This is a genomic window from Bradyrhizobium sp. 139, from assembly GCF_023074175.1.
In the GTDB taxonomy this organism is placed as follows: Bacteria; Pseudomonadota; Alphaproteobacteria; order Rhizobiales; family Xanthobacteraceae; genus Bradyrhizobium.
Genome location: NZ_JADPKS010000087.1, coordinates 21,239 through 44,167 on the forward strand (window position 1 = coordinate 21,239; position 22,929 = coordinate 44,167).

Here is a 22,929-nt window from a genome sequence, read left to right on the forward strand (position 1 = left end):
CGAATGTCCTATTTGCGAATCTCGATCATCTCTCCCACGCGGGCGCCCGTAAAGGCACACAGCCACGGCACCCACCGCTTGCCCGCCGCCTTGGCGCGAACGTCCGCTGGAATGCGCTGCACGAATGAAGGAAAACGAGATCCGTCCCGGCGCATCGGCCGAACAACCCTGAACAGCAATGTTACACCCCATTGTTACACAGTCGGGGCCAACGCAACACTCTGAAAGGGCTTATCTATCTGGAATTGTTTGATATCCAGAACTGTATGGTGCCCAGGAAAGGACTCTGACCTCCAAGTCATCGACCGGACACCACTCCGGTCGAATCGCGCCAGTCACGGCGGTCCGCGCCATGCCTGGCGCACCAAAAAAAAGCCCGGCCTCCTCCGGAGGCCGGGCGAAAGTCACGCAGGAACGACGCTGCTTTACGCATCGCTCCAGCTTTCGTCGGTAGGGAGGACTTACCGGCGATCGATTTTCGGCGAGGGCATTCGCCGTCAAACAAGGAGAAACGAATATCACTCCGCGCGAAATCTGGAGCCGCTTGCCTTCCGCTCCTGTCGGAAACTTCACGACTTGTCCACCACTCGCCCGCTGTCCGGTTGGGACGGCAGTGCCTTGATCGAGCTGGGATCCTTCGCGCAAGCGGTTTGGCTGCCGTGCCCTGAAACACAAGCGGCAGTTTGCCGTCGCGCAGCAGCATTTGGCACGCCCCCAAAAACCAACAACGCTCGATTACCTTTCCCGAAGAGCGTGCCAGGGCGCGAATTTCGTATGACGTTCCGTAAGGACGGTAAAATAGATTGTTGTGATGGGACGCATCCACACGATGGATAAATGAAAAAGTAGGGCTGTGCTTCGCGTCGAGCGTTAATGACGTCGCAATATGTGACCTGATCGGACGTCGCCGGCATGCTGTCGGCCGTCGGGTCGAGAATCGAGCTTGTCGCCGGCTGTATGCGACCGCCTCCGCCGACGCCAGCCGGCATTCCGAGGCGCTGGGAACTTTGAGAGCTTGCAAGGACATCGTAAGCCCCCAAAGCGCGTGCATCTTGTTCACAAACGCGTTGGCGAAACGCTCCTCACCATCATGGCTCAGCCCGCAACTCGCGTGCGGCGGCCACCATATTGACGAGCGCGGGACGCACCTCCTCCCACCTTCGAGTTTTCAGTCCGCAGTCGGGATTGATCCAGAGCTGCCGATCGGAAACTCGCTGCCGCGCCAACACAATGAGCTGCTTGATTTCCGCCGCTGCGGGAATGCGCGGTGAATGAATGTCATAGACGCCGGGCCCGATCTCATTGGGATATTTGTAGCTCTTGAAGGCCTCGAGCAATTCCATCTTAGAACGCGACGTCTCGATTGAAATGACGTCAGCATCCATTGCTGCGATCGCATCGATGATTTCGTTGAACTCGGAATAACACATGTGGGTATGGATCTGAGTTCCGTCGGCGACAGCGGAGGAGCAAACGCGGAAGCTGTCCACTGCCCAATCGAGATAGTTCCTCCACTGCGATTTGCGTAGCGGCAATCCCTCCCGCAACGCAGCCTCATCGATCTGGATCATGGTCGCTCCAGCCGCCTCAAGATCGATGACCTCGTCTCGGATCGCAAGAGCGATCTGACGACATGTCTCGCTCCGCGAAATGTCGTCGCGGACAAACGACCAGTTCAGGATCGTCACCGGTCCGGTCAGCATAGCCTTGACGGGTTTCTTGGTCAGAGACTGCGCATAGCGCCACCATTCAACGGTCATCGGCTTCGGCCGGGAAACATCTCCGAACAGGATAGGCGGACGAACGTACCGCGACCCATAAGACTGAACCCAGCCGTGCTTGGTGAAAGCGAATCCCAACAGCTGCTCGGCAAAGTATTGAACCATGTCATTGCGCTCGAACTCACCGTGTACGAGCACGTCCAGGCCGATATCTTCCTGCCACTGCACGGTACGGGCTGTCTCCGCTTTCAGAAGCTGCTCGTACTGCGCGTCATTCAGCGCTCCGCGCGCATGAGCCGCACGCGCATTCCGGACGTCGACCGTTTGCGGGAAGGATCCGATGGTTGTCGTTGGAAACATCGGCAATGCGAACGCGACGCGCTGGACGTCGGCACGCTGGGTGAACGCGCTGCGACGGCGACGCATGCTATCGTCGATCGCGGCCATTCGTCCGGCGACATTCGCATTGTGGATCTCGGGCGATGTTTCGCGGGTCACGGCTGCGTCCTCCGAAAGCGCAAGTTCATCGGCCACCTCGGCAGCATGGCCGGCCAGCGCTTTGCCCAATATCGAAAGTTCCTTGATCTTCTGAACTGAGAACGCCAGCCACGTCTTCAGATTGGGATCGAGATCGGTCTCTAGCTCAATGTCGATCGGAACATGAAGCAGCGAGCAGGAAGGAGCAATCTGAACACGGTCCCTGCCCAGCTTTTTGACCATAGGGGCAAGTTGGTCGAGCAGCGCCGCAAGATTGGAGCGCCACACGTTGCGACCATCAACGACACCTAGCGAGACCACGAGATCTCTATGGACTGTGGCGACAATTGCGTCCAACTCGTCGGGTGCCCGAACCAGATCGACATGAAGCCCGGCAACGGGCAAGGCCAAGGCTGTTTCAAGATTGTCGCCGATAGCGCCGAAATAAGTGGCCAGCATGATTTTAAGGGCCGGCACAACCTTTGCGAAATGAGCATAGGCCCGGCGGACAGCCGCCCGCGACGCTTCGTCGACGTCCATCACTAGGCACGGCTCGTCGAGCTGAACCCATTCAGCACCGCGCGAGGCTAGTTCGCGGAGAACATCGACATAGACTGGGAGGAGCCTATCAAGCAGCGACAGCGGATTGAATGCGGGATTTGCGCTTTTGCCGAGCTTCAGGAAAGTGACTGGGCCAACTAGGACGGGGCGCGTTTGGTAGCCGAGGCTTTTTGCCTCCTCATATTCCTCGATCGGCTTTCGAGAGGAATACTTAAAGATCTGATCCTGGTGAAATTCCGGCACCATGTAGTGGTAGTTGGTATCGAACCACTTCGTCATTTCCTGTGCGGCTACGCCAGGCCCATGCTGAGCGTGATCACCGTCCTGAGCGCCACGCGCCATGGTAAAGTAGGTCTTGAGCGACACAGGACCTTCGGTCCAGCCGTAGACGTCGGGAATGGCTCCGACCATTACGCTGGTATCGAGCACATGGTCGTAGAGCGAGAAGTCATTCGAAGGAATGACGGTCGCACCGCAGGATTTCTGCCGTGCCCAATTAGCGGCACGAAGTCCACTCCCCGCCTCGAGGAGCTCGGCTTCGCTGGAGTTTCCCGCCCAGTAGCTCTCGAGCGCGAATTTGAGTTCGCGTCGTGGGCCGATGCGTGACGTCCCCAGTGTCGCAACGGGAAGCGAAAGAATAGACATAGCTCAGACCCCATAATTGGGGCAAAGGCCATGGCGGACGCATGCAGCGAATATCGAGTGAGCGACAGCTGCTTGGCGCACACCGGGACACCCCGCCCGTGGACGATATATTGTCGAGGCAGGTCTCCTGGCTCGCGGGTCGTCGCTGCTGTCCGGCCTTCCCGAAGCCGCATGGCTTCAGTGACTTCGTTGGACAGCGGCTCGCCGCTTACAGTTGCGGGGGCAGCGCCGGCATTGCACCGGCTTCCCTCTTAGCTCCGGATCAAACGAAATCCGGAGACCACGACGGCTAGCATTATGCGCACGAGGATCGATCGGTCAACCTACTAAGTGTTGCCGCGATATTGCCCAAGCGATTGCGAGCTGTACCAGGTAGGCTACAACGGTCTTATTCCCGGCCTGGTAAAAACGCGTGGATCTGTGGAGCCTCCGCTTGTGAATGCGTCCGCTCAACACCCTGTTCGCGTAGTCGGATGAGCTCCGCGAGCAGAACGAACGCGCCCGGCGCTTTCGACATCTGCGTGATCGCGACAAAGCCTGGTCTTTTCCGTCAGCAGCTTCTCGAACTCGCCCGTGAGGAAGTTGCGATCATCCTCGGCCGGCATCCGCTTGATCACAGCGTCATGAGACTCCTTAGGAATTGCCAAGGCCGGATTACTCCAGGATCGAACGGATGATCAGGTCGAACTGCCTGTGTTCGGCGGACCCCGCGACGAGCCGCGACTCGATCGCCTCCGTGGCTTTGGTCAAGATGATCTCCTCGGTGCGCCAAGCACTTACGTGCTGAGCGACTTTGGCGCGCGCCTCGTTGTCTCCGTCGCCGCTTGGCGAATAGTGCAGCCTGGACGTTGGCCTGCGCGACACCGCAGGAACCGTTCCGAACCTCAGGATGCACGCTGACTTGCGAAACTGGAGTAAGCGGCGAGAGCGCGCGCGGCGGGATCGTGCTATGACTCTACGCTCCATGCACTTGTGCACGGTGACCACGGGCAAGCGGATGCCGAGCTTCTCGTACGTCTTCAGGATCTCCGGACCGATCTCGTCGCGCGAGGAGACCGTCTCTTCGGCTTCGGCCGTGACGTAGCTTTAGATATCCTGCAAGTCGATCTTGATATGACGCCCCTTCCACCTCGCCTTGGCTCGTCAGCCAGCGACGATAAGCCTCGACGCGGCGACTGGAGCATCGAGGCGGCCTTTTCTTTTATTCGAGACAAATTTGACGCTGTCCTCTGACACAGCCCTTCGAGGGCTTCTCGGAGTCGATCAGCGCCTTAAGGTCATAACGATGTTGATCGACCTCGATGCGCCCCATGCGGTCGGCGGCCTCCTCAAGCTCGACATCTGCTACTTCGTTCGCGAAATCGAGCGGTGAAGCCTTCTGGACGCGGGCTGCTTATGCTGTCTTAGACGGGACACAGGTGTCAGGCACCGGACAGACGACCGCGCATTGCGGCGTGTCGGAATGGCCCGCGCACTCCGTACACTTTTTGGCATCGATAACGTAAATGTCACGCTTGAGGCTGATCGCCGCGTTGGGACACTCGAACTCGCATGCCCCACAAACGGTGCATTGCGAAGCGACGATCTTGTAAGCCATGCCTTCCGACTCCTTAGGCGAGCGATGCCATTGGCGATCCCTTTCAAATGCCGTGCCAAACACAGACGCGCTCAATGATGGGCAATTTGCTCAATTGTGCTGTCCCGGGTCTGAGACCATGTTGCATCTGCGACAGCAACGGGCCACTTCAATTTCAAGCTATGCGAGCCCTCGGGCCCTACTCCGAGAGCCAGTCGCGACTCGACCGCTGCGAGCTTCCGTCGGTTTGTCTGGCACGGCAGCGCGGGGCAAGCGACGCTCGACGATTCTGAAACCGGCGGCGCGACTAAAAGCCGCGAGCCGACGCACGTCTACGCGGACCTCGGCAAACCTCCGGTCACACGCCCTGACTGGAGGTTTTGTGCAAGCCTCGCTCACGGCTGCAACGTTAACTCCGCGGATTGACTCGCTGGAGGCGTGCCAAAACGGGTTGTGCTACAACAAGCTTCAGCGTCGCTTCGGAGGGAAATGAAGTTGCGCCGGGAGGAGCGATACTGGCTTTGCAAAGCGACCGATTTAATTGCCGCATGCTTGGTGCCGAGTAGGCATGGCGTGCGGGCGAGCGCTGATACGCTTTGCCTGGCCGTGCTCAGCCACTTCTCATGCAGCTATTTTGGACGAAGTGGAACAGGGCTGAAAGATGACTGTGCAAATTGCTTCAGCGGCATGGCCTTTCCGAACAGATGGCCCTGCGCAAGGTCGAAGCCGAGTTCGGTCACAGCGATCAGGTCGGCGTGGCTCTCCACACCTTCGGCGACGGTGCGCACACTGTACTCTTTGGCTAGATCGACGATATGGCGGCACACCGTTCGCTTCAGGGGCCCATCTCCGCAACCGGCGACGTACTGCCGGTCCACTTTTAATTTCATGAACGGGAATTTTTCCACCCCCATCAGCTGCGGCCAATTGGCGCCGACATTGTCGATTGCAAGGCCAATGTTGTGAAAGCGAACCTCACGCGCGACCTCGATCAGGAGATCTAGGTTCTGGATCGCTTCCTCGCTATCGATTTCAATCGTCAAGCCGCCGAAAGCGGGGTGCGACGGCATGCGCTGACAGAGATCGCGTACCGCTTGCGGGTCAATCAGGAATGCTGCCGGGAGATTGATGGAGAGATCGATCGAAGTTTGCTGCTCCAGAAGATACTGCCAATCCTTGATGGCGCGGTCGATCACGAACTGCGACAACTCCCTAAAATGCGGATCGTGAGCCTCCGGGATGAAATAGGCCGGTGGAACAACGCCCCAGGTCGGGTGCCGCATTCGCACAAGCGCCTCGGCGCCGCGGCGGCTGAGGGTACACGCGTCAAACTTCGGCTCATACCAGAGCTCAAGCCAGCCAGCGTGTAAGGCCTCTCCGACATGGACCGCGGGACGGGGCGCCGGCTCTCTGGGCAAGAGCATGGCGACCCGATCGCGCAGCGTTTCGGCTGCAAACGGCGTCCTCAGCGGCGGCAGCATAGCAAGTCCATATTCGCCCCCGACCTGCTGCACTGCCGTCATGATGATCGACTCGCGGGCGCCGAACGCCAGCACTCCGCCTGCAAATCCTTCGCGTACGAGTATCTCGAGCAATCGTCCAGGCTCGATGCGATCCGAGCCAATGCCGAGCAGGATCAGATCAGGGAAGTCCGTGCCGAGTACGTGCGGCAGCTCGTCAGCAGTCCCGCATTCGCTGATAACAAACCCCATATCCTCCAGCACATCCCGAAGAAAGGCGCGCAGATGCCGCTTGCCGACGGCCACGCACGCTCGCGGCCGCACCTTACGCTGTCCGAAGATTACAGGTTTCCCTCCGACCAGTTCGGCCTGCCCATGCTCCATTGCAACCACTCCCGTTCCGTGACGGTCCCTTAAACGAGGAGCGAAGGTCCAAAACAAGCTGTGCTTGCCATTATCTTTCGATTCTTCGAGGTAAGCTTAAGATAGTGCATTAGCGTGCAAAATCTTTCGCGATGTTGTTCAGACGATTTTGTCGGGCGCACGCGTATGATACCTCTCCCGCCTCGCGCAACTTTGTACGAGTGACGCACACGAGTGTGGGGAATCTCACCTTCGGACGCGCCGAGCTGATGCGCCCTATGGCACGGCGATTACCATGCCGCAAGATCTACTGAATCGAGTCGCTCGTGAGTGATGATCGGAAATCACTCTTACGAAATGTTTGATCGGCATGGCCGGCCTGCCCACGTGAGAATGTGCCGTCTCGTGGATTTCCTTTCCAATCGAAGGAAGTCCATCATGAGTTCGCAGCAGGTCAAGCCGCAGTCGATTCTGAGAACGGCAACAGCTTGCACTTACCTCACCTCTGTTGCTGATAGCGAGTGCGGACGTCCTATTCCCTATCGAGCTTGATAGTTGCTCTCAGTTGCGTTTTCTGTATCCTTCTGAAGCATGGATATCCTCAAGAGGGACTGGAGGGACTAACGTGACGGGTGTTCGTGTTGGCGCTGAAGCGCAAGGCCTGCCCCACGGGGGCACGGCTTTGCGCAAAGGCGTGCCAGGAGATGAGAACGCGATCGCAGAAGCCGTCGGAAAGCTACTTTCTGAATTAGGTGGCCCCGGACCAGAGTTCAGCCTTGAAGGCGCGAAGCAGGCTGCTTTGCGCCTGATTCAGGATCCCGAAGAGGGCTTCATTTTTGTTATCGAGGAACAAGCCACCGGGCAGATTGTAGGGGTCGCTGCCACCTCGGCCGTACAGGCCGTGAGAGCAGCCGGAGCGTACGGTGTGCTTCAGGAGCTATGGATTTCGCGCGACTTCCGAAGCTCTGACCACGGTCGGCATCTGCTCGAGGCGGTACATTCGGAGGCGAAGCGCCGAGGCTGGCAGAAAATTGAGGTTGCGTTGCCCCCGGATGGCTATCCAGCTTTACAACGGGTACGCCGTTTCTACGAGGAGAGGGGATATCGGGTTGGAGGATTGCGCGCGCGCAAGAGGCTATGACAGTACTGCGACCTCTGCTCCACACAGTTAAAAAGCGCTCCTGGGCTTATCAGTAAAGACTTTCAAAGCAGCAAATCCTGCTGCTTGTTGGTTCTCAAAACGAACGCTCCAACGCGTGCGTCGCGGCCGAGGATGATCGAGAACCTCGACGCTGATGCGGTGCTTACTCCTACTGCGAGCGGATTACCTCTTCGACCTTCTTGGCGGGTATCAGCCATCAAATCGTTCTTCATGGTGCGAAGCGATACGATGGTCTTCTCAAGGCTCGTGGACCGCGAGCCGAAACCTGCCCGGCTAAAAGGCGCGGAGCCAGGTCGGCGGCGACCCGTTGGGGGCGAAGCCCGACCCAGCCTTACAAACGATGGCCGAGTCGTTCTTTCGTGCTTCCCACACAATGCGACTTACTGACGCCAGTTTCGGATCACCGCACACAAATGCGATCCATTCGTCGCCAAGTACAATGCCTCGGCAACTGGCAAGCCAATCACAATCATCTACCGGGCTCATTCCTGCATCTTGATTCGGTGGACCGTCGCGTAAAAGGATTCGGTACCACCTTGTCACTCCTGCTGGCGAACGTTCAAGGAAAGTGAGCGAGATCAGCCATCAACACTGATCCGGCAGAGGATTCCGTAATGAGCAATGTGCCGTTTGCCGACTCCAATACGAGGTTCGTGCAGGTCGCCCCAGCGCAGGACTTGATGCGGGCGATCGTTTCGCCGTTCGGCGCCATGACGAAGACGTGGCCGAGGGAGGCGTGCGCGACAAAGAGCCGCCCTTTTTGATCCATCGTCAGCCCGTCAGGACCGCTGGTCCCGAAGAACAAGCTGAACCGTCCCACCTTCCCAACCCCACCGTCACGCATCAGCGGCACGCGCCAGATGCTGTTGTCGCGCGTCATTGCAACGAACAACACGGCCTCGTCGGGACTGAGCACCAGCCCGTTCGGGCTTGGCCCGTTCGAAATCAGGCAATCGAGCCGGCCGTCAGGACACAGTCGGAACACCCGGCCGGTCGGATCGTGCAATCCAGTTTGCCCTGATCGGTGAAATAGATGTCGCCGCTGGTCGCGATATGCAGGTCGTTGCAGCCTCTGAAGGACTCGAAATTGCGGTGCCCCAGAAGCGGGCTAATAGTATCCCGCTGCGGATCGAGCTCCATGAGGCCGTTCATGTAATCGGCCACCAGCACCCGGCCATCAGGTGCGATCTTCAGACCATTCGGGCCAGCCGTCATATTCGATTATCAGAGACCAGATGCCGTCGCGCGAAATCCGGAAAATGCGGCCGAAGGGGATATCGACGACGTAGAGATTCCCGGACTTGTCGAACGACGGCCCCTCGATGAAACAATCCACCGGATGGCCCCCGCGGTTGGCATCCGCCCATTTCGAGGAAACACCAGGGCGACGAAATTCCGCCGGCATCGACGAGAACACGCGGGTCTCAACCACCTGAGGCGGCTTGTCGAGATACATCATGACACGCCTCCCAGCGTGCGGCGCGGCTGGCCCTCATATTTGTAGCCAAACTGCTTGGGCATCGGTCCCTTGTTACGATCCTTGCGCCTGGTCTGTTCCCAGGCGTGGGCCAGGATTCCGACCGCGCGCGACAGGCAGAAGACGCCGCGCGCCAGCGGAGGCGCGAAGCCGAGCTCGCCATAAATGACCGCGGTCGCGCCATCAATGTTCATTGGGATGAGTTTGCCCTTGCGCTGCTGCATCACGCGCTCGATCGCGCGGGCGGCCTTGGCATAGTCGCCGCTGACACTGCCCTCAGCACCTGCGCCATCCACCAGCGCCAATAGCGGTGCCGCGCGCGGGTCGACCGGATGAAACCGGTGGCCGAAGCCGGGCAGGTATTTGCCGCGCCTTGCGGTGAAATGGTCGATTGCGGCGGCCGCGGCCTCGCCGATCTCTAGGCCATCGCGCCTCCGCAGCACATCTTCGTAGAGTTCGACCGCCTGCTCCCCTGCTCCGCCGTGCACGTCATCGAGTGTATTGATCGCGGAGGCCATCGCACCGTTCAGGGGCAGCCCGCAGCTCACCGCCATCTGCGCAATTGCGATGGAGGGCGCGTGCGGACCGTGGTCAACGGACGCGACCAGCGCAGCTTGCAGCAGCCGCTCCTGCGCTGGCGTCGGCAGATCGCCGCGCAACATCAGCCAGATCATGCCGGGAAAGGAAATCCGGCCGATCAAATCTTCGATTGGATAACCCCGATAGGCGATGCGACCGGGCGCGATGTCGCAGATGGAGGTTCGCCACCAACGGGCCGCTTGCTGTCGCAATTCTTCTTCGCTCATTTCCGGTTCCGCCCCTTCAACCTGCCGATTGCCAACCGCCGCAAGCCGTCGAATATCATGATATTGGCCCGTCCGCGGCTACGCGGACGGGCAGGAAATCAGCCTCTCCTTGCTTTGGCGTCCCGACGGCCCGGCTTGAGACCAGTTGCTCGACCTCCGCATACGAATAGCCGAGCCGCTGCAGCCATCGCTCGGTGTCTGCTCCGAGCGTCGCAGGTGGTAAAGGCACCGAAAACTCCTCATCCAGCCGGAAGCCCGGCCGCGTGATTCGTAACGGCTGCGCACCGTCTTGTTCTGGGGCCAAAGTCTCGACGAATCCGCGCTCGAGGAGCTGTGGCTGCTGCAAAACTTGCGAGACCGTCAGCACGCAGCCTGCGGGGACTCCAGCCAGATTCATTTGGGCCTCCCATTCGTCAGCGGGCTTGCAACTCAACGCCTTGTTCAACTCCGTGTTCAGCGCTGCGCGATTGACCTTGCGCATCTCGCGCCCAGCAAAGCGTGGATCCGTCTTCAGGTCCGGTCGGCCAATCAGGTCGCATAGGGCTTGGTACTGCTTCTGCTCGTTGGCGGAAATGTTCAGCGGGCCTGTTGCGGTGCGGAACGTGCCGGAGGGAGCCGCGGTGAAGTTCTCGTTGCCGATGGGTTGCGGCTCGACACCAGCGTTCAGGTGGTTGGAGACGACCCATCCCATCGCTGCGACGGTGGCTTCGAGCAGGGACACGTCAATGAACCGACCGCGGCCGCTATGCCGCTGGTCGACCAGAGCCGCGGCGATGGCAAAGGCAGCAGTCAGTCCCGCAATCGTATCCGAGATCGGAAAGCCCGTGCGCAGGGGAGCCGAGGCCGTATCGCCAGTGACGCTCATGGCACCAGACAGACCCTGAACGATCTGGTCATAGGCAGGACGGGCGGACCACGGCCCGCTCTGCCCAAAGCCGGAGATCGCGCAGTACACCAGACGCGGGTTCTGCCTGCTGAGCACATCAAAGCCCAGCCTAAGCCGTTCCATCACCTTCGGCCGGAAGTTTTCGAGCACCACATCTGCTTCCTTGACGAGCCGCAAGAATACCTCGCGGCCCGATTCCGACTTCAAGTCCAGCGCCACGGATTGCTTGCCGGCGTTCACCGCGACAAAAGAGAGGCCCTGCAGGCGCTCTGCCCTTTGCGGATCGGCGCCGAGGCGCCGCGCGAGGTCGCCGCCGTTCGGATTTTCGACTTTGATGACCTCTGCGCCAAGACGTGCGAGATGATAACCGCAGAACGGACCGGCTAACACGTTCGACAGGTCCAGGACGCGGATGCCGGTGAGCGGCAGAGACATCTGAAGACGCCTTCCTTTAGGTGATCCGATGGTGAGGGCTTGGCCGGCGGGCAGCTATTTCAGTTGTTGTGCGGCGCGTTCCGCGAAGCGATTGGTGAAGGTTTTGTTCAGGTCGATCTTTGCGGCAGCGATTTTTGGATCAAAGTCGCTCAGGACAGCCAGCGGGACCTTGGCCGCCTCAATGTCCATCTGCCCGGTTGGCGAGAAGAGCGCTTTCGATGCGTTCATGATTTCGATATTCACCTCGCGATTGTCAGTCTTGTAACCAGGAGGAATCGTATCGACGAGCTGCTCCGTCGGCGTTGCGTTGATCCAGCGGTGAGTTTTGAGCAAGGCGTTGACCAGGCGCTGGACCGTTTCGGGATTTTTGTCGATGAAAGACTGCTGAAGGTAGAGACACGCGGTCGGATAGGATCCGCCGAAGGCCTGCTTTGAGCCTTCGATCGTGCGCGCATCGAACAGCGCTGTCGCGCTCTTCTTGCGCGCGAGAAGCGTCGCGATGGGATCGAAATAGACCAGGGCATCGACGTTCATGGCCTCAAGCGCCACCATGCCCGGTGCGCCGCTGCCGACGGCAATGATGTTGACATCGCGTGGACCCAATCCTGATTTCTTGATGTAGTAACGCGCCATAGTCTCCGTCGATGACCCCGGCGCCGTGATCCCGAGCCTGAGACCCTTCAGGTCGGCGGCGGTTCTGACCTTGTCGGCGAGATCGCTGCGGACACCGAGCAGGACGCCGGGAATGTCGTTCAGCAGGAACACGCAGGAAATTTGCTTACCCTGCGCCTGCATCTGAATGGTGTGATCGTAAAAGCCGATAGTCCCGTCGACGGAGCCGCCGATCAGGGCCTGCAGAGCCTTTGAGCCACCGGCCTGGAAGTTCTCGACGGTAACGTCAAGGCCTTCTTGCTTAAAGGAGCCAAGCTTCACTCCAAGTTCGACAGGCATATAGTTGAGGATCTGTGACCCCACGGCGATCTTCAATTTTGTTTTCTTGGGCTCGGTGGCATGCGCCAAAATGACCGAGAATGCGGCCAGCGCCACGACCGGGATCAGTCTTATGGAAACGTGCATGCGAACCTCCATGATTGATGGGAGAGCGTACGATCAGCTTTCGTGCGCAGGCGCCGGCCGCCAGACCAGGAGCCGCTTTTCCGCGCAGTCGACGATGGCATCGAGGACAACGACAAAGGCGGAGAGAACGATAATTCCTGCGAACACTCCGGTCGCATCGAGGACGCCTTCGGCCTGCGCAATTAAGTGCCCCAATCCTGCGGACGAGCCGAGATATTCGGCGACCACGGCTCCCATCACGGCCATGCCGACGGACACCCGCAAGCTCGACAGAATCCAGGTCGTGGCGGACGGCAGGTAGACGTGCCGTAGCAGGGACGACTTCGATGCACGCAGCAGGCGGGCATTCGCCAGCACGACCGGATTGACCTCGCGGACGCCCTGGAACGTGTTAAAGAATGCGACGAATAGAACCAGCGTGACGCCGAGCGCAACCTTGGAGGTGAGGCCCAATCCGAACCAGATGACGAAAATGGGTCCAAGCAAGATCCGCGGGATTGCATTGAACATCTTGATAAAGGGCTGAACGACTTCGGCAGCGAACGGGCTTAAGCCCAGCCAGATACCAAGTGCTGTGCCGATCCAAATGCCAGCCAGGAACGACAGGACCGTCTCCAGCAATGTTATGCCAATATCGGTCCAAAAGTCCGCCGTCGACATCCACTCCCCGATCCTTGCGACAAGTGTCGACGGTGCCGGAAAGAAGAAGGGATCGATCAGTCCGGCCCACACGCCCAATTCCCAGATCAGGATCAGGCCAAGGACGATGGCGAACTGCGTGAGAGCGACCCTACCCCTGCGTGACATAGCTTTTCTCCACTTCGGCGCCGAGCAGCGACCAGATTTCACGATAGAGCGCGACGAATTCGTCGGTGGTCTGCAGCGCAGAAACATCGCGCGGACGAGGCAGCCCGATCCTGACGTCGGCAACCATGCCGCTGGCGGGACCGGCAGACATCACAACGACGCGGTCCGCCAGCGTGATCGCCTCATCGAGATCATGGGTGATGAAGATGAGCGAGCGCCGGTCCGCCTGCCAGAGGTCGAGCAGGATGCGGTGCATGAGTCGGCGTGTGTGAACGTCCAGCGCGGAGAACGGCTCATCCATGAGAACGATTTTGGGCTCCATGATCAGGGTTTGTGCCATCGCAACGCGCTTGCGCTGGCCGCCGGACAATTGATGCGGATAGCGCTCCTCGAATCCCCTCAATCCGACCTTGGCGAGCCAGGGCCGTGCCTGCTCGCGCGCTTTCGCGATCGAGCTGCCCTGAAAGACGAGCCCGAGGCCGACATTGTCCTGGGCGGTCTTCCAGGGCAGCAGCCCTTCCTGTTGAAGCATGTAGCCGGACTGACCGTTCAGGCCCGTAAGAGACTTGCCGAAAATGCGAACGTCGCCGGCGGCGGGCTTCAGCAGTCCGGTGACAGTGTTGAGAATGGTCGATTTTCCGCAGCCGGTCGGCCCCACCACTGCAACGAATTCAGTCTCGGCCACCTGGAGGTTCATGCTTTTGACGGCCGTGAAGTCGCCGAAGCGAATCATCACGTCGCGCAAGTCCACGGCAAGTCCCGGCCGCCCCATTGTTTCGCTCCATAGAACTTGTTCTGATGTCTGGAACCGAGTAGCTCGGGTCTCACGAAGAGTCAATCCTATTCTGATGTGCAGAATGGCGATCGTGCTAAGTGGCTGGACTCTTGGCGCCATTCTGACTATTGGTTCTGCACAGCAGAACCAGAGGTATCGATGGTAAGAACAGGGGTTGATGCGGTCGCGCGGGCACTGGCAATCCTTAAGGCGTTCGACCCGGAGCGCGCCGCGATGACGCTGACGGAGATTGCGCATGCGACTGACCTCTACAAGAGCACAGTTCTTCGCCTTGCCGCATCTCTTGAGGCGGATGGCTTCCTAGTGCGGGGTACGGACCGGCTATTTCGACCCGGACCGGAGCTATGGCGCCTTGGGGCGCTTTATCAGCGCGGGCTCGACCTCGGTGACCTAATCAGACCCTCGCTCCATCGTCTGGTCGAGGCAACCGGAGAGACCGCATCCTTCTACATCGCGCAGGGCGACGAGCGCATCTGCCTTTATCGCGTCAATTCTCCGCGTTCGGTCCGGCATCACCTCGAAGAGGGTCAGCGATTGCCGATTGACCGCGGCGCTGCCGGCCGTGTTCTTACCGCCTACCGCGATTCTGCATCAGCCGATGGAAAGAAGGTCAGAGATCGTGGCTTCTACGTCTCGATCGGCGAGCGGGACCCTGAGGTCGCGGCCGCAGCTGTGCCTGTGATCGACGTTCATGGTCAATTGCGCGGCGCCCTCTCGGTCTCCGCCATTCGGACTCGCTTTGATGCAGATGCTCGGAAGGCTGCGATTGTAGTTCTGAAGTCCGAGGCTAAAGCGCTGATCGGTCTGCTGCCTGCAAGCGAGCGCTGAGCTACAATGGCAGCGTTCCGTTTATGACGCACAGCTCAGCGGGTGCCGCAGGAGCCTCTCCTGAGCGCAGCGTGCATTTCTCACATTGTTGAGGCGCATCGGGGCGCGATTCGGCGAGGCGTTCTTTTGCGACAAGAATTTTGTGGTGTTCAAGGAATGCCTTGATAACGACAGAGCGTAGTGCAGATCAGTCTGGAGTGGTGGGACGCCCCTGAAGCTGTTCCTGGAGTCGCCCAAGTGATCCCGCCGCAGATCATCCTCGATCTCGACGCCCCCACCCGTACACGGGCATCAGGAGGGAGGCTTCTTCAAAGGCTATTACGCTGCTCGATATATGTGCTGGTGTTCTGGAGCCGGCATATGCTGAGGGGTAAGCTGCGGCGCGCCCACATCGATGCAAGCGCGGCCAGAACGTTGCGCAGATTGTGCGGCCGTTCGACCCATTTGGCCACCATCTTCGGCGTGGTGTTGAACTGGCGCGCGGCGGCGTGCATTGCTCAGTCCCGCCTCCACACACCGCACCATGGCCTCTCGACCTTTCGGTGTCAGGAGAGCATTCTTGTGGCTGTTGATCTGGTCTGTCCGTGGAACACTGAAGCTTCGCAACCTCAGCTTCCTCGGTTCGGATCAGATGGACAACCTCCTGAAAGACCACATCTAGCTCATGCACCGGCGTGGTCTTCGCAAGCGTGATGATGTCGAGCGCCACGGTCTGATTGGTGTCGCACCCCAGGCACCGAACTTCCAAATAAAAATAACCGGCATTGATCGCGTCGCCGATCGTAGGTGACGGCGGGGTCGGACGCCGGCGGCGTACAACGCGCCGGCTGGCTTCGAGCGAATGGTAGCGGAGGTTTGCCTTGGTAAGGTTGGTGCGGTTTTGCGCCCGCGAGGTCTCGCGCTTAGCTCGCAACAGTCGGCATTGGCAGCAACTCATCGAGATGTGCCGCGTGGTCGATACCGGTTCTGGTCGATCAGGAGACCATCTACGCGCCGAGGCACGGCAACGACCGCCTGCTGCTCGGGCTCAAGGGCAGCCTCAACGAGTACGAACCGGATCTGTTGCGACAGAGCTCGCTCTCGGCACGCTATGAGAAGGCGCGCCGGGGCGAGTTGGTTGTGGCAGCGCCTGTCGGCTTCATGAAGGCCGGCGACCGTTATGAGAAAGACCCGGATCGGCGTGTCCAAGAAGCGATCAAGATGGTGTTCGACAAGGTCGAGGAACTGGGCGGCGCGCGATAGGCGCTTTGCTGGCTCCACGAGTACAATCTCGATCTGCCGGTGAAGCAGACCAACGGGGACACGGCCCGGCGGCGACCACACTACTCCGCCATCGGCAGGCTTAAACACCGGGATGTGGTAGTTCCGAGCGCACTTGTGTGACGCGCTCGCGGGTACGCGATTGCCGTTGCCCGTCTTGAGGCCACTGCGATTGAGGAAGCCAACAATGAGATCGTCGCTGGCGATCAGCACCAGTTGGCGCACGGCTGGATGATGTCGGCGGAGAGCATCACGCACCTGATCCCGCCGTTCCTTAGCTCTCCTGGCGGCCGCGATTGCAGCGGCGATCGCCCCATGGACGCCAAGCAGCGCTTCCTCGATCACCGCGCTGAACGATGCCGAGTTGAATGCCCTACATTAACGCGCGTCCCGCATATTGAGGGGCGATAGGACAACTGTTCGAAGCGCAACGTCCTGTCGGACGATAGCAGCGCAGACTGTCAGTCTTGAGACAAATGTCAGCAACTTGACGCTACACACCTTTACGGAGTGCCTTGCAGAGCCTCGAACTCTCTTCGGCACGAGGTTTGCGTTGTTCACGTCATCATCAGTGCGATGGTCTCGGGACGGACTCGGCGCGCATCGCCGTTAGCGTCTGGTCCGCCCGACGGCTTGCTGCGGCGATAACTTAAGGGCGCTCGGTTGTGGACCGAGAAAATGCAGGGAAGTATTGGATGCGATCTGGAGTTCGTCTTTCGGGAGCCACAACAATTGCGCTCATCGCAATCGGTGCAGCCAATGCGGCGGACCTTGAGCCGCAAATGAAAGTGCCAGCGACGGTGTGGAGCTGGTCCGGAGGCTATATTGGCGGGCACGTCGGCGGTGGGTACGGCCGAACCTCCCTCAGCAATCCCTACGGTCCGTCAATCTATGGCGGCGTCGTCAATACCCCAGTGTTCCTCGCAGGAGGCCAGATCGGCTACAATTGGCAGAAGAACGGCTGGGTGTTTGGCGTCGAACTAGATGCCAGCCGTGCTGTCTCCGATGGCACAAATACTTGCCTGGCCGCCTCGGGCTTTGTTGTGAGCGCAAACTGCACGGCAGGTCCAAACCTCTTTGCCACCGGGGCCGGCCGCGTCGGTTACGCGTTCGGCGCTCTCGGCCATACGCTGGCCTATCTCAAGGGAGGCGTGGCTTGGCAATACAATCAGGGCAACGTGCTCAATAACAACGAATATAATGGCCTGCAGCCACAGGAGAACACTCGTTTCGACTATGGTCAGGTCGGTGGCGTCATCGGGCTGGGCATCGAGCAAGCGCTTACGCCTGCATGGTCGGTCAAAGTAGAGTATGACTATCTGCATTTCGGTGGGCCAAGTGTCGCAACGCCTCCGACGGTGCAGTTGCCGCCGTTGGCAATTCTTCCGGCAAACACAACGAGCCTGTCCAGCAACTATCACATCGGAAAGATCGGGTTGAACTACCATTTTGGCGCCGTCCCATGGGTGGCGCAATGGTCCGATGCGCCGCTGTACGCGAAAGCACCTGCCGGCGTGCCGCCGGTTGCTTACACGGCCGGTTGGTCGTTCGAAGGCGGATCGCGGCTCTGGCTCAGCCGGGGACGATTCCAATGGGACGCCAGCGCTATTTCCGATGAGATCGCTACTGAAGATCCTAACATTCTTATATCAAGACTCACCTACCACGGCCTCGACGGACTTTCCGGGGAATTATTTGGCCGTCTTGACAGCCCGTGGGGAGTGTTCCTGAAGAGCAACGTCGGCATCGGGCGCTTCGATAAAGGAAAGCTCAACGATGAAGATTGGGGCATCCCTCGCGTCTCTTATAGCAACACGATATCGGGCCAGGCAAACGGGAGGTTTACGTACTACACGGCCGACGTAGGTTACGATTTTTTGCACGGCGCCAACTACAAGGTCGGCGGATTTATCGGCTGGACCTATTACGCCCAGAACTCCGACACGATGGGATGCATGCAGATTGCCAACCCCATCGTTTCATGCTCCGCGTCCGCTGATCAGATCGTTGGTAGCCAGGATACGCAGTGGAATGCACCTCGCGTCGGCCTGAGCGCCGAAACCATGCTTACCGAGCATTGGCGTTTAAGCACAGATGTCGCTTACCTGCCTTGGACCGATTTCGCTGGTCGCGACCACCATCTCTTGCGCCCGAGAACTACCTTTTTTGATCAACGCGGGAACGGAGGCGGGGGTGTACAGGTCGAAGGCGTGTTGTCCTACTTCATCACCAATAATCTCAGCATCGGCGTCGGCGGGCGCTATTGGGCAATGTGGACCCAAAAGGACAGCGAGATGATATGCACAGGCTGTTATTCGGGAACGACAGCGACTCAGTTTTCGAAGTTTAGCGTGGAGCGCTGGGGTACGTTCTTTCAGGCCTCTTATAAGGTCAATTGAAAAGGCCCCACCGTAGTCAAGCTCCAGACTCCAGCCTTCCTGGACGAGCATCCTGAAGCCGTACGCCCTAGCAGAAGTACCTTGAACCGTCCGAGACGTTTTCGAAGCTGGAAGTCATTACCGGCGTGGCCCGCCGGCGCGGGTTTACGGTGGATTCCGCCGCCAAATAGTAGTCAGATACTGTCGAGCAGCTGATGGAAACGTGGAAGCGGCGCCAGGCTGGAATCGGCAACTTCAACAAGCCCCGCAAAGATTTGCCCTTGTAGGACGATTCGCGAAGTGGGACGGGTGAAAACAAGGTTCAATTCTGATCGACGGGCAATTCGTAAGACGCACGCACTCATTCACTAGTAAAAAGGGGCCGTCGCCGTGAACTTCGGCGGCGACCCACTTGGGCCTACGGTGCAGAAAGTCCGGTCTGTCATCGGCCCGACATATCGAACTGACAACAAAGACATTCAGCGAGATCACACTACTAGGGAAACAGTCCGCGTGTTTCTTTTGCTGCGCGAACGCGCTCGACACCTATCGCCATGGCTGCCGTGCGATTGAACAGGTTTTCACGTTTGCTTCGCGCCAGGATGCGCTCGAAAGCACGGTCCAAAAGTTGATACCCCCTACGCGTGACTTCCTCCTCCCAGAACAGTCGCTGGAGGTCCTGCACCCATTCAAAGTAGCTGACCACGACACCGCCCGAGTTGCAGAGAATATCGGGGATGAGGAAGATCTCCTCCTGATGGCCTTCCTACTGGCTATTTCGGCAGCCGGAACAAGCACGTCACACGGGATCGTCAGCAACTCGCCTGGGTCCAGAGCAAGCTCGCTGGAGTAGCCATCCAGGCTACCTTGCGAGGCAGCATGTCCGACCAGCTGTGGTATATCGAGCCCCCCAGATCGATAAAGCGCGCCCGTGTGATCGCTGACCGCGATCACTTTCGCTCCCTTGTTGTGTAGCTCGAGTACGGTGATCGAACCGATATTTCCAAAGCCTTGAACAACGGCGGTCGGCGCCATTGAGTGGGATTTTGAGCTCGTCCGCTGCGCGGCGAACCAAATGAGCCACACCCCGGCCTGTGGCTTCACGGCGACCGAGCGTTCCCCCAGCGCTGACAGGTTTGCCAGTCACGATCTCGGTGACGGTTTGGCCATGATACATCGAGTAGATATCCATGAACCACGCCATGATCTGCTCGTTTGTTCCAACATCGGGAGCTATGACATCTGTGTGCGGCCCAACAAACGGGATCATGTCCAGCATATACCGGCGCGACAGAGTCTGAAGCTCACGGTTCGACAAGCTATAAGGGTCGACGTTAATTCCGCCCTTGGCGCCGCCATATGGCAATCCGACCAGGGCACACTTCCAGCTCATCCAGATCGCGAGCGCTGCAACTTCGCCAAGGTCGACGGTTGGCCCGAATCTGGTGCCCCCTTTTGTAGGGCCAAGTGTAAGGTGCTGCACCCGATAGCCTTCAAAAACCGCCGTTGTGCCGTCATCACGGTAAATTGGGCACGACACCGTGACAGATCGCTTCGGCATCAGCAGGCGGGTTCTTACGTCGTCTGGTATCCCCAGATAATTCGCGGTCAGTTCGAATTGCTTTACGGCCATCTCAAACACTGGCCCAGTGTAGACAGTCACGATAGCTCCTGAGGCTGGATATGAAACATCGGAATGCTTGTGCTTCAGAGCACCGAGCTCCCTAGTGCGTGTTGCGCGTTTGGGCGAGACAACTAGTCCAATCAGCAAGATTGCGTCTCGCGGTCACGCCAAAAATATGACCAATGCGATGAAAGCGAGATTGACCGAGGCGGCCACGATGGCCCAACAGCGAATCGTGGCAGGCGAAAATTCAAGAGCGTCCTGCGAAGTGTCGACCCAAAGCGGCGGCATTCAAGTCAGCTCCAAAGACCCGGGTTATGACAAACCTGCATAAGCGCAGAAACCACCCACTCTGCTAAAGCCGAGCCTTTCGACCGCGCGTAGAGCCCTTGCCGCCCCGCCAACCGCGCTCGCAAAAAGGCACCCCCGGCTTGGCGAGCGGGAGCACATCGGCTATCGCTCGCCGAACTGCCCGATCCGTCCGCTAGGCGAGCCGGTGCGATCCGCGAGTGCGAGGAGCACGGCTGGATGAAGGACCGCGCCGATCGCACGCCCGCGAGCCCGCAAAATCCGTGCCCACTGGTAGCGCATCTTGCCGCGAGCTTCTCAGGAGGCTTGCGCCCAATGCTCTGGGCTCGATGACATCCGTTCTAAGGTCAACCCGCTATCCCGATCGCTCTTGAACCACGGTGCCGGAGCGCTCGTCTGAGCTCACCGAACTGGTGGAACATGACGAACAGAGCGATCATTCCGGCGCCCAGCTCAGCGATTGCTTGACTGGCTAACAGTCCATCGAAACCCGCAACCACCGGGAATAACAGTACGGCCGGTATGAAGAGATAGCCCTGCCTCGCCAGGGCCACAATTGCACTGAGGCGTGCTCTCCCAAACGCCTGAAGCATTGCCGTCACGAAACTCTGAACCCCAAACAGTCCAAAGAAGAGATGGAACACGATGCAGGACGAGACGGCTATTTCCGTGACATTCTCGTTATCGCTAAATAGGCTCACCAAAGGCCTTGCAAAAATCACAACGGCCGCAGAATACGCGATGGAGAATGCGACCGTCACGAAGAGCATGAACTTCGCAGCCTTCAGAATACGAACATAGTCGCGTGCGCCCCAACCGAAACCCAGGACAGCTTGAGCGCCTATGCAGAACCCGGTGATAGGCAGTGCGCCGACCATCAAGATTCGCACAGCTATTCCAACTGCGGCGATGGAATCATCGCCGAACGGTGCAGCAGCTCCGTACAAGAGCATAACCGCAAGTGCCGATAAGATACTCGTCATTGTCGCTGGCGCGCCCACCAACGCGAGCTGTCTGATGCGATCTGCTCGCAATGATATGTGAGATATCCTGACGAGAACTGTCCCGCCAAGCTTCGTAAAATACGCGATATAGAGTCCAATAGCAGCGATCTGCGATACCAGCGTTGCGAGGGCTGCGCCACGCACACCAAGGTCAAACAAGAATATGAAGACGGGGTCAAGCACAGCGTTCAGTAGAAACGCGGTAAGCATCGCCCACATGCTGAATCTCGTATCGCCTGCGGCTCTGACAATGAACCCGCTGACGATGTTTAGAAGCATCAGGGTGTTCCCGAACAAAAGCGTTCCCGCGTAGTCGAGCGCCACGGGCATGATGGTTGGAGTCGCTCCGAGGGTTGCGAATATCGCTGGCAGACTTGGAAGCAGAGCGACGGTAACGATGATACCAGTCGGAGCGGTGAGCGCGAGAGCTGTACTTGCGCCTCGACTCGCCTCTAGGTACTCACGAGCGCCCAGATGACGAGATATGAACGACGCCGTTCCAACACCGATCCCCTGTCCGGCTGCCGCGAGCAGGACCATGATCGGCAAGGTCATGCTCACAGCTGCGATCGCCTGCGCGCCAAGTGCGCCAACAAAGATCGCATTGACGACCTGCTGTAACGCATGGATGGTTAACCCAACCACAGATGGAATGGCGAGCCGCAGGATAAGGCTTGAGAGATTCGGGTCCGATAGATCGATGTGCTGTTTCTTCTGTGGCATCAAATTTCGCTCGCTCTCGAGCGCGAATTCCGTATCCGGCTCATTCATGCATGAACGTGTCGCGAGCTTTTCCAAATTCGCTGATCGCGTACTCAGCGCTACCCTCTCCGGATCCGCTCTTGCACAGCGGTACATAAGTTTATCTGCGCCGATCGATCGCCGTGGTCGCGTGGACCCGTTTGACGTTTCACAAGCTGATTTTTGCCTTGGTCGATTTTCCCTAGGCATACGCCTCCCGCCAATCGTAGCCTTCTGCGGCTCTTAAGTTAGAACAACGAGGATCCTGATTGAGGTGTTCGTGGGTAGCCACCCAGGTTCTGCCAGTCGTATTGTGCTGTTCTGCCCTTTGTTGACTTCTCATCGGTTGCGTTCATTTCTGTTTCCTCGATGATGATCGGCGGGGGAACGCGGCCGGACCCTAGGGCCTCAATTTGGCTTTGGCATCTACCGGATCTTGTAGTAGACGCTCCATCGTCTGCATGGCACACGCAATGAACGTGCCCAGAACCACTGTTGCGGTTCGGCGACGATCTCGTGCAAGCGCTCCATGATCT

At 58.9% G+C, this 22,929-nt stretch carries 16 protein-coding genes, 2 pseudogenes and 1 riboswitch; of the genes and pseudogenes, 5 read left to right on the forward strand and 13 right to left on the reverse strand.

Annotated elements, in window-relative coordinates; translation table 11 throughout:
• Positions 1 to 1,088 precede the first annotated feature (1,088 nt).
• Complete coding sequence (gene metE / locus IVA80_RS20800) at positions 1,089 to 3,404, reverse strand: 5-methyltetrahydropteroyltriglutamate--homocysteine S-methyltransferase (RefSeq protein ID WP_247434449.1); 2,316 nt, start codon at positions 3,402 to 3,404, stop codon at positions 1,089 to 1,091.
• A gap of 99 nt (positions 3,405 to 3,503) precedes the next feature.
• Positions 3,504 to 3,704: riboswitch (cobalamin riboswitch) on the reverse strand.
• Positions 3,705 to 4,353: 649 nt separating this feature from the next.
• On the opposite strand from metE, the gene IVA80_RS38380 reads away from it, so the two are divergent.
• Together IVA80_RS38380 and IVA80_RS20805 are read left to right on the forward strand one after the other, a co-directional pair.
• On the forward strand, positions 4,354 to 4,488 hold the full coding sequence (locus IVA80_RS38380) for a hypothetical protein (RefSeq protein ID WP_256467477.1): 135 nt from the start codon (positions 4,354 to 4,356) through the stop codon (positions 4,486 to 4,488).
• 132 nt (positions 4,489 to 4,620) lie between these two features.
• Positions 4,621 to 4,776, forward strand: coding sequence for a hypothetical protein (locus tag IVA80_RS20805; protein ID WP_247434452.1), 156 nt, complete (start codon positions 4,621 to 4,623; stop codon positions 4,774 to 4,776).
• 21 nt (positions 4,777 to 4,797) lie between these two features.
• Here IVA80_RS20805 and IVA80_RS20810 read toward each other — a convergent pair whose 3' ends face one another.
• Positions 4,798 to 5,064 carry a 4Fe-4S binding protein gene (locus IVA80_RS20810; protein WP_346348009.1) on the reverse strand — a complete coding sequence of 89 codons (267 nt, stop codon included), beginning with the start codon at positions 5,062 to 5,064 and terminating at the stop codon, positions 4,798 to 4,800.
• Between the two features lie 545 nt (positions 5,065 to 5,609).
• Positions 5,610 to 6,824 (reverse strand): EAL domain-containing response regulator, encoded by a 1,215-nt coding sequence (locus IVA80_RS20815; protein ID WP_247434457.1) that lies wholly within the window; start codon positions 6,822 to 6,824, stop codon positions 5,610 to 5,612.
• A 604-nt stretch (positions 6,825 to 7,428) separates the two neighbouring features.
• On the opposite strand from IVA80_RS20815, the gene IVA80_RS20820 reads away from it, so the two are divergent.
• Positions 7,429 to 7,944, forward strand: a complete 516-nt coding sequence (locus IVA80_RS20820; protein ID WP_247434460.1) for a GNAT family N-acetyltransferase — start codon at positions 7,429 to 7,431, stop codon at positions 7,942 to 7,944.
• A 580-nt stretch (positions 7,945 to 8,524) separates the two neighbouring features.
• Here IVA80_RS20820 and IVA80_RS20825 read toward each other — a convergent pair.
• The 6 genes and pseudogenes from IVA80_RS20825 to IVA80_RS20850 all read right to left on the reverse strand — a co-directional run bounded on the left by IVA80_RS20825 (position 8,525) and on the right by IVA80_RS20850 (position 14,225).
• Positions 8,525 to 9,424, reverse strand: a pseudogene (locus tag IVA80_RS20825) (SMP-30/gluconolactonase/LRE family protein).
• The gene (locus IVA80_RS20830) at positions 9,421 to 10,248 is read right to left on the reverse strand and encodes a citryl-CoA lyase (RefSeq protein ID WP_247434463.1); all 828 of its coding nucleotides are present in this window, start codon (positions 10,246 to 10,248) and stop codon (positions 9,421 to 9,423) included. The pseudogene IVA80_RS20825 and the gene IVA80_RS20830 overlap by 4 nt, the downstream one beginning before the upstream one ends.
• Positions 10,249 to 10,303: 55 nt before the next feature.
• Positions 10,304 to 11,569, reverse strand: coding sequence for a CoA transferase (locus tag IVA80_RS20835; protein ID WP_247434465.1), 1,266 nt, complete (start codon positions 11,567 to 11,569; stop codon positions 10,304 to 10,306).
• A gap of 54 nt (positions 11,570 to 11,623) precedes the next feature.
• Positions 11,624 to 12,646, reverse strand: coding sequence for an ABC transporter substrate-binding protein (locus tag IVA80_RS20840; protein WP_247434468.1), 1,023 nt, complete (start codon positions 12,644 to 12,646; stop codon positions 11,624 to 11,626).
• 33 nt (positions 12,647 to 12,679) lie between these two features.
• Positions 12,680 to 13,453 carry an ABC transporter permease gene (locus IVA80_RS20845; RefSeq protein WP_247434471.1) on the reverse strand — a complete coding sequence of 258 codons (774 nt, stop codon included), beginning with the start codon at positions 13,451 to 13,453 and terminating at the stop codon, positions 12,680 to 12,682.
• Positions 13,437 to 14,225: an ABC transporter ATP-binding protein gene (locus IVA80_RS20850; protein ID WP_247434474.1), complete on the reverse strand. Its 789-nt coding sequence runs from the start codon at positions 14,223 to 14,225 to the stop codon at positions 13,437 to 13,439. Before IVA80_RS20850 ends, IVA80_RS20845 begins: the two co-directional genes overlap by 17 nt.
• Before the next feature lie 162 nt (positions 14,226 to 14,387).
• Between IVA80_RS20850 and IVA80_RS20855 the strand changes: the two genes are divergently transcribed.
• Positions 14,388 to 15,077, forward strand: a complete 690-nt coding sequence (locus tag IVA80_RS20855; protein WP_256467482.1) for an IclR family transcriptional regulator — start codon at positions 14,388 to 14,390, stop codon at positions 15,075 to 15,077.
• Between the two features lie 308 nt (positions 15,078 to 15,385).
• On the opposite strand, the gene IVA80_RS20860 is transcribed toward IVA80_RS20855, so the two are convergent.
• Together IVA80_RS20860 and IVA80_RS20865 are read right to left on the reverse strand one after the other, a co-directional pair.
• On the reverse strand, positions 15,386 to 15,571 hold the full coding sequence (locus IVA80_RS20860; RefSeq protein ID WP_247434515.1) for a hypothetical protein: 186 nt from the start codon (positions 15,569 to 15,571) through the stop codon (positions 15,386 to 15,388).
• Positions 15,572 to 16,010: 439 nt separating this feature from the next.
• Positions 16,011 to 16,682 (reverse strand): hypothetical protein, encoded by a 672-nt coding sequence (locus tag IVA80_RS20865; protein ID WP_247434482.1) that lies wholly within the window; start codon positions 16,680 to 16,682, stop codon positions 16,011 to 16,013.
• A gap of 350 nt (positions 16,683 to 17,032) precedes the next feature.
• Here IVA80_RS20865 and IVA80_RS20870 point away from each other — a divergent pair, with 350 nt between their 5' ends.
• Entirely contained in the window at positions 17,033 to 18,736 is a 1,704-nt protein-coding gene (locus tag IVA80_RS20870) for an outer membrane beta-barrel protein (RefSeq protein WP_247434485.1), read from the forward strand.
• Positions 18,737 to 19,211: 475 nt separating this feature from the next.
• Here the strand turns inward: IVA80_RS20870 and IVA80_RS20875 are convergent.
• Positions 19,212 to 20,378: pseudogene (locus tag IVA80_RS20875) on the reverse strand (Glu/Leu/Phe/Val dehydrogenase).
• A 617-nt stretch (positions 20,379 to 20,995) separates the two neighbouring features.
• Positions 20,996 to 22,423 carry an MATE family efflux transporter gene (locus IVA80_RS20880; RefSeq protein ID WP_247434488.1) on the reverse strand — a complete coding sequence of 476 codons (1,428 nt, stop codon included), beginning with the start codon at positions 22,421 to 22,423 and terminating at the stop codon, positions 20,996 to 20,998.
• Positions 22,424 to 22,929: the final 506 nt, after the last annotated feature.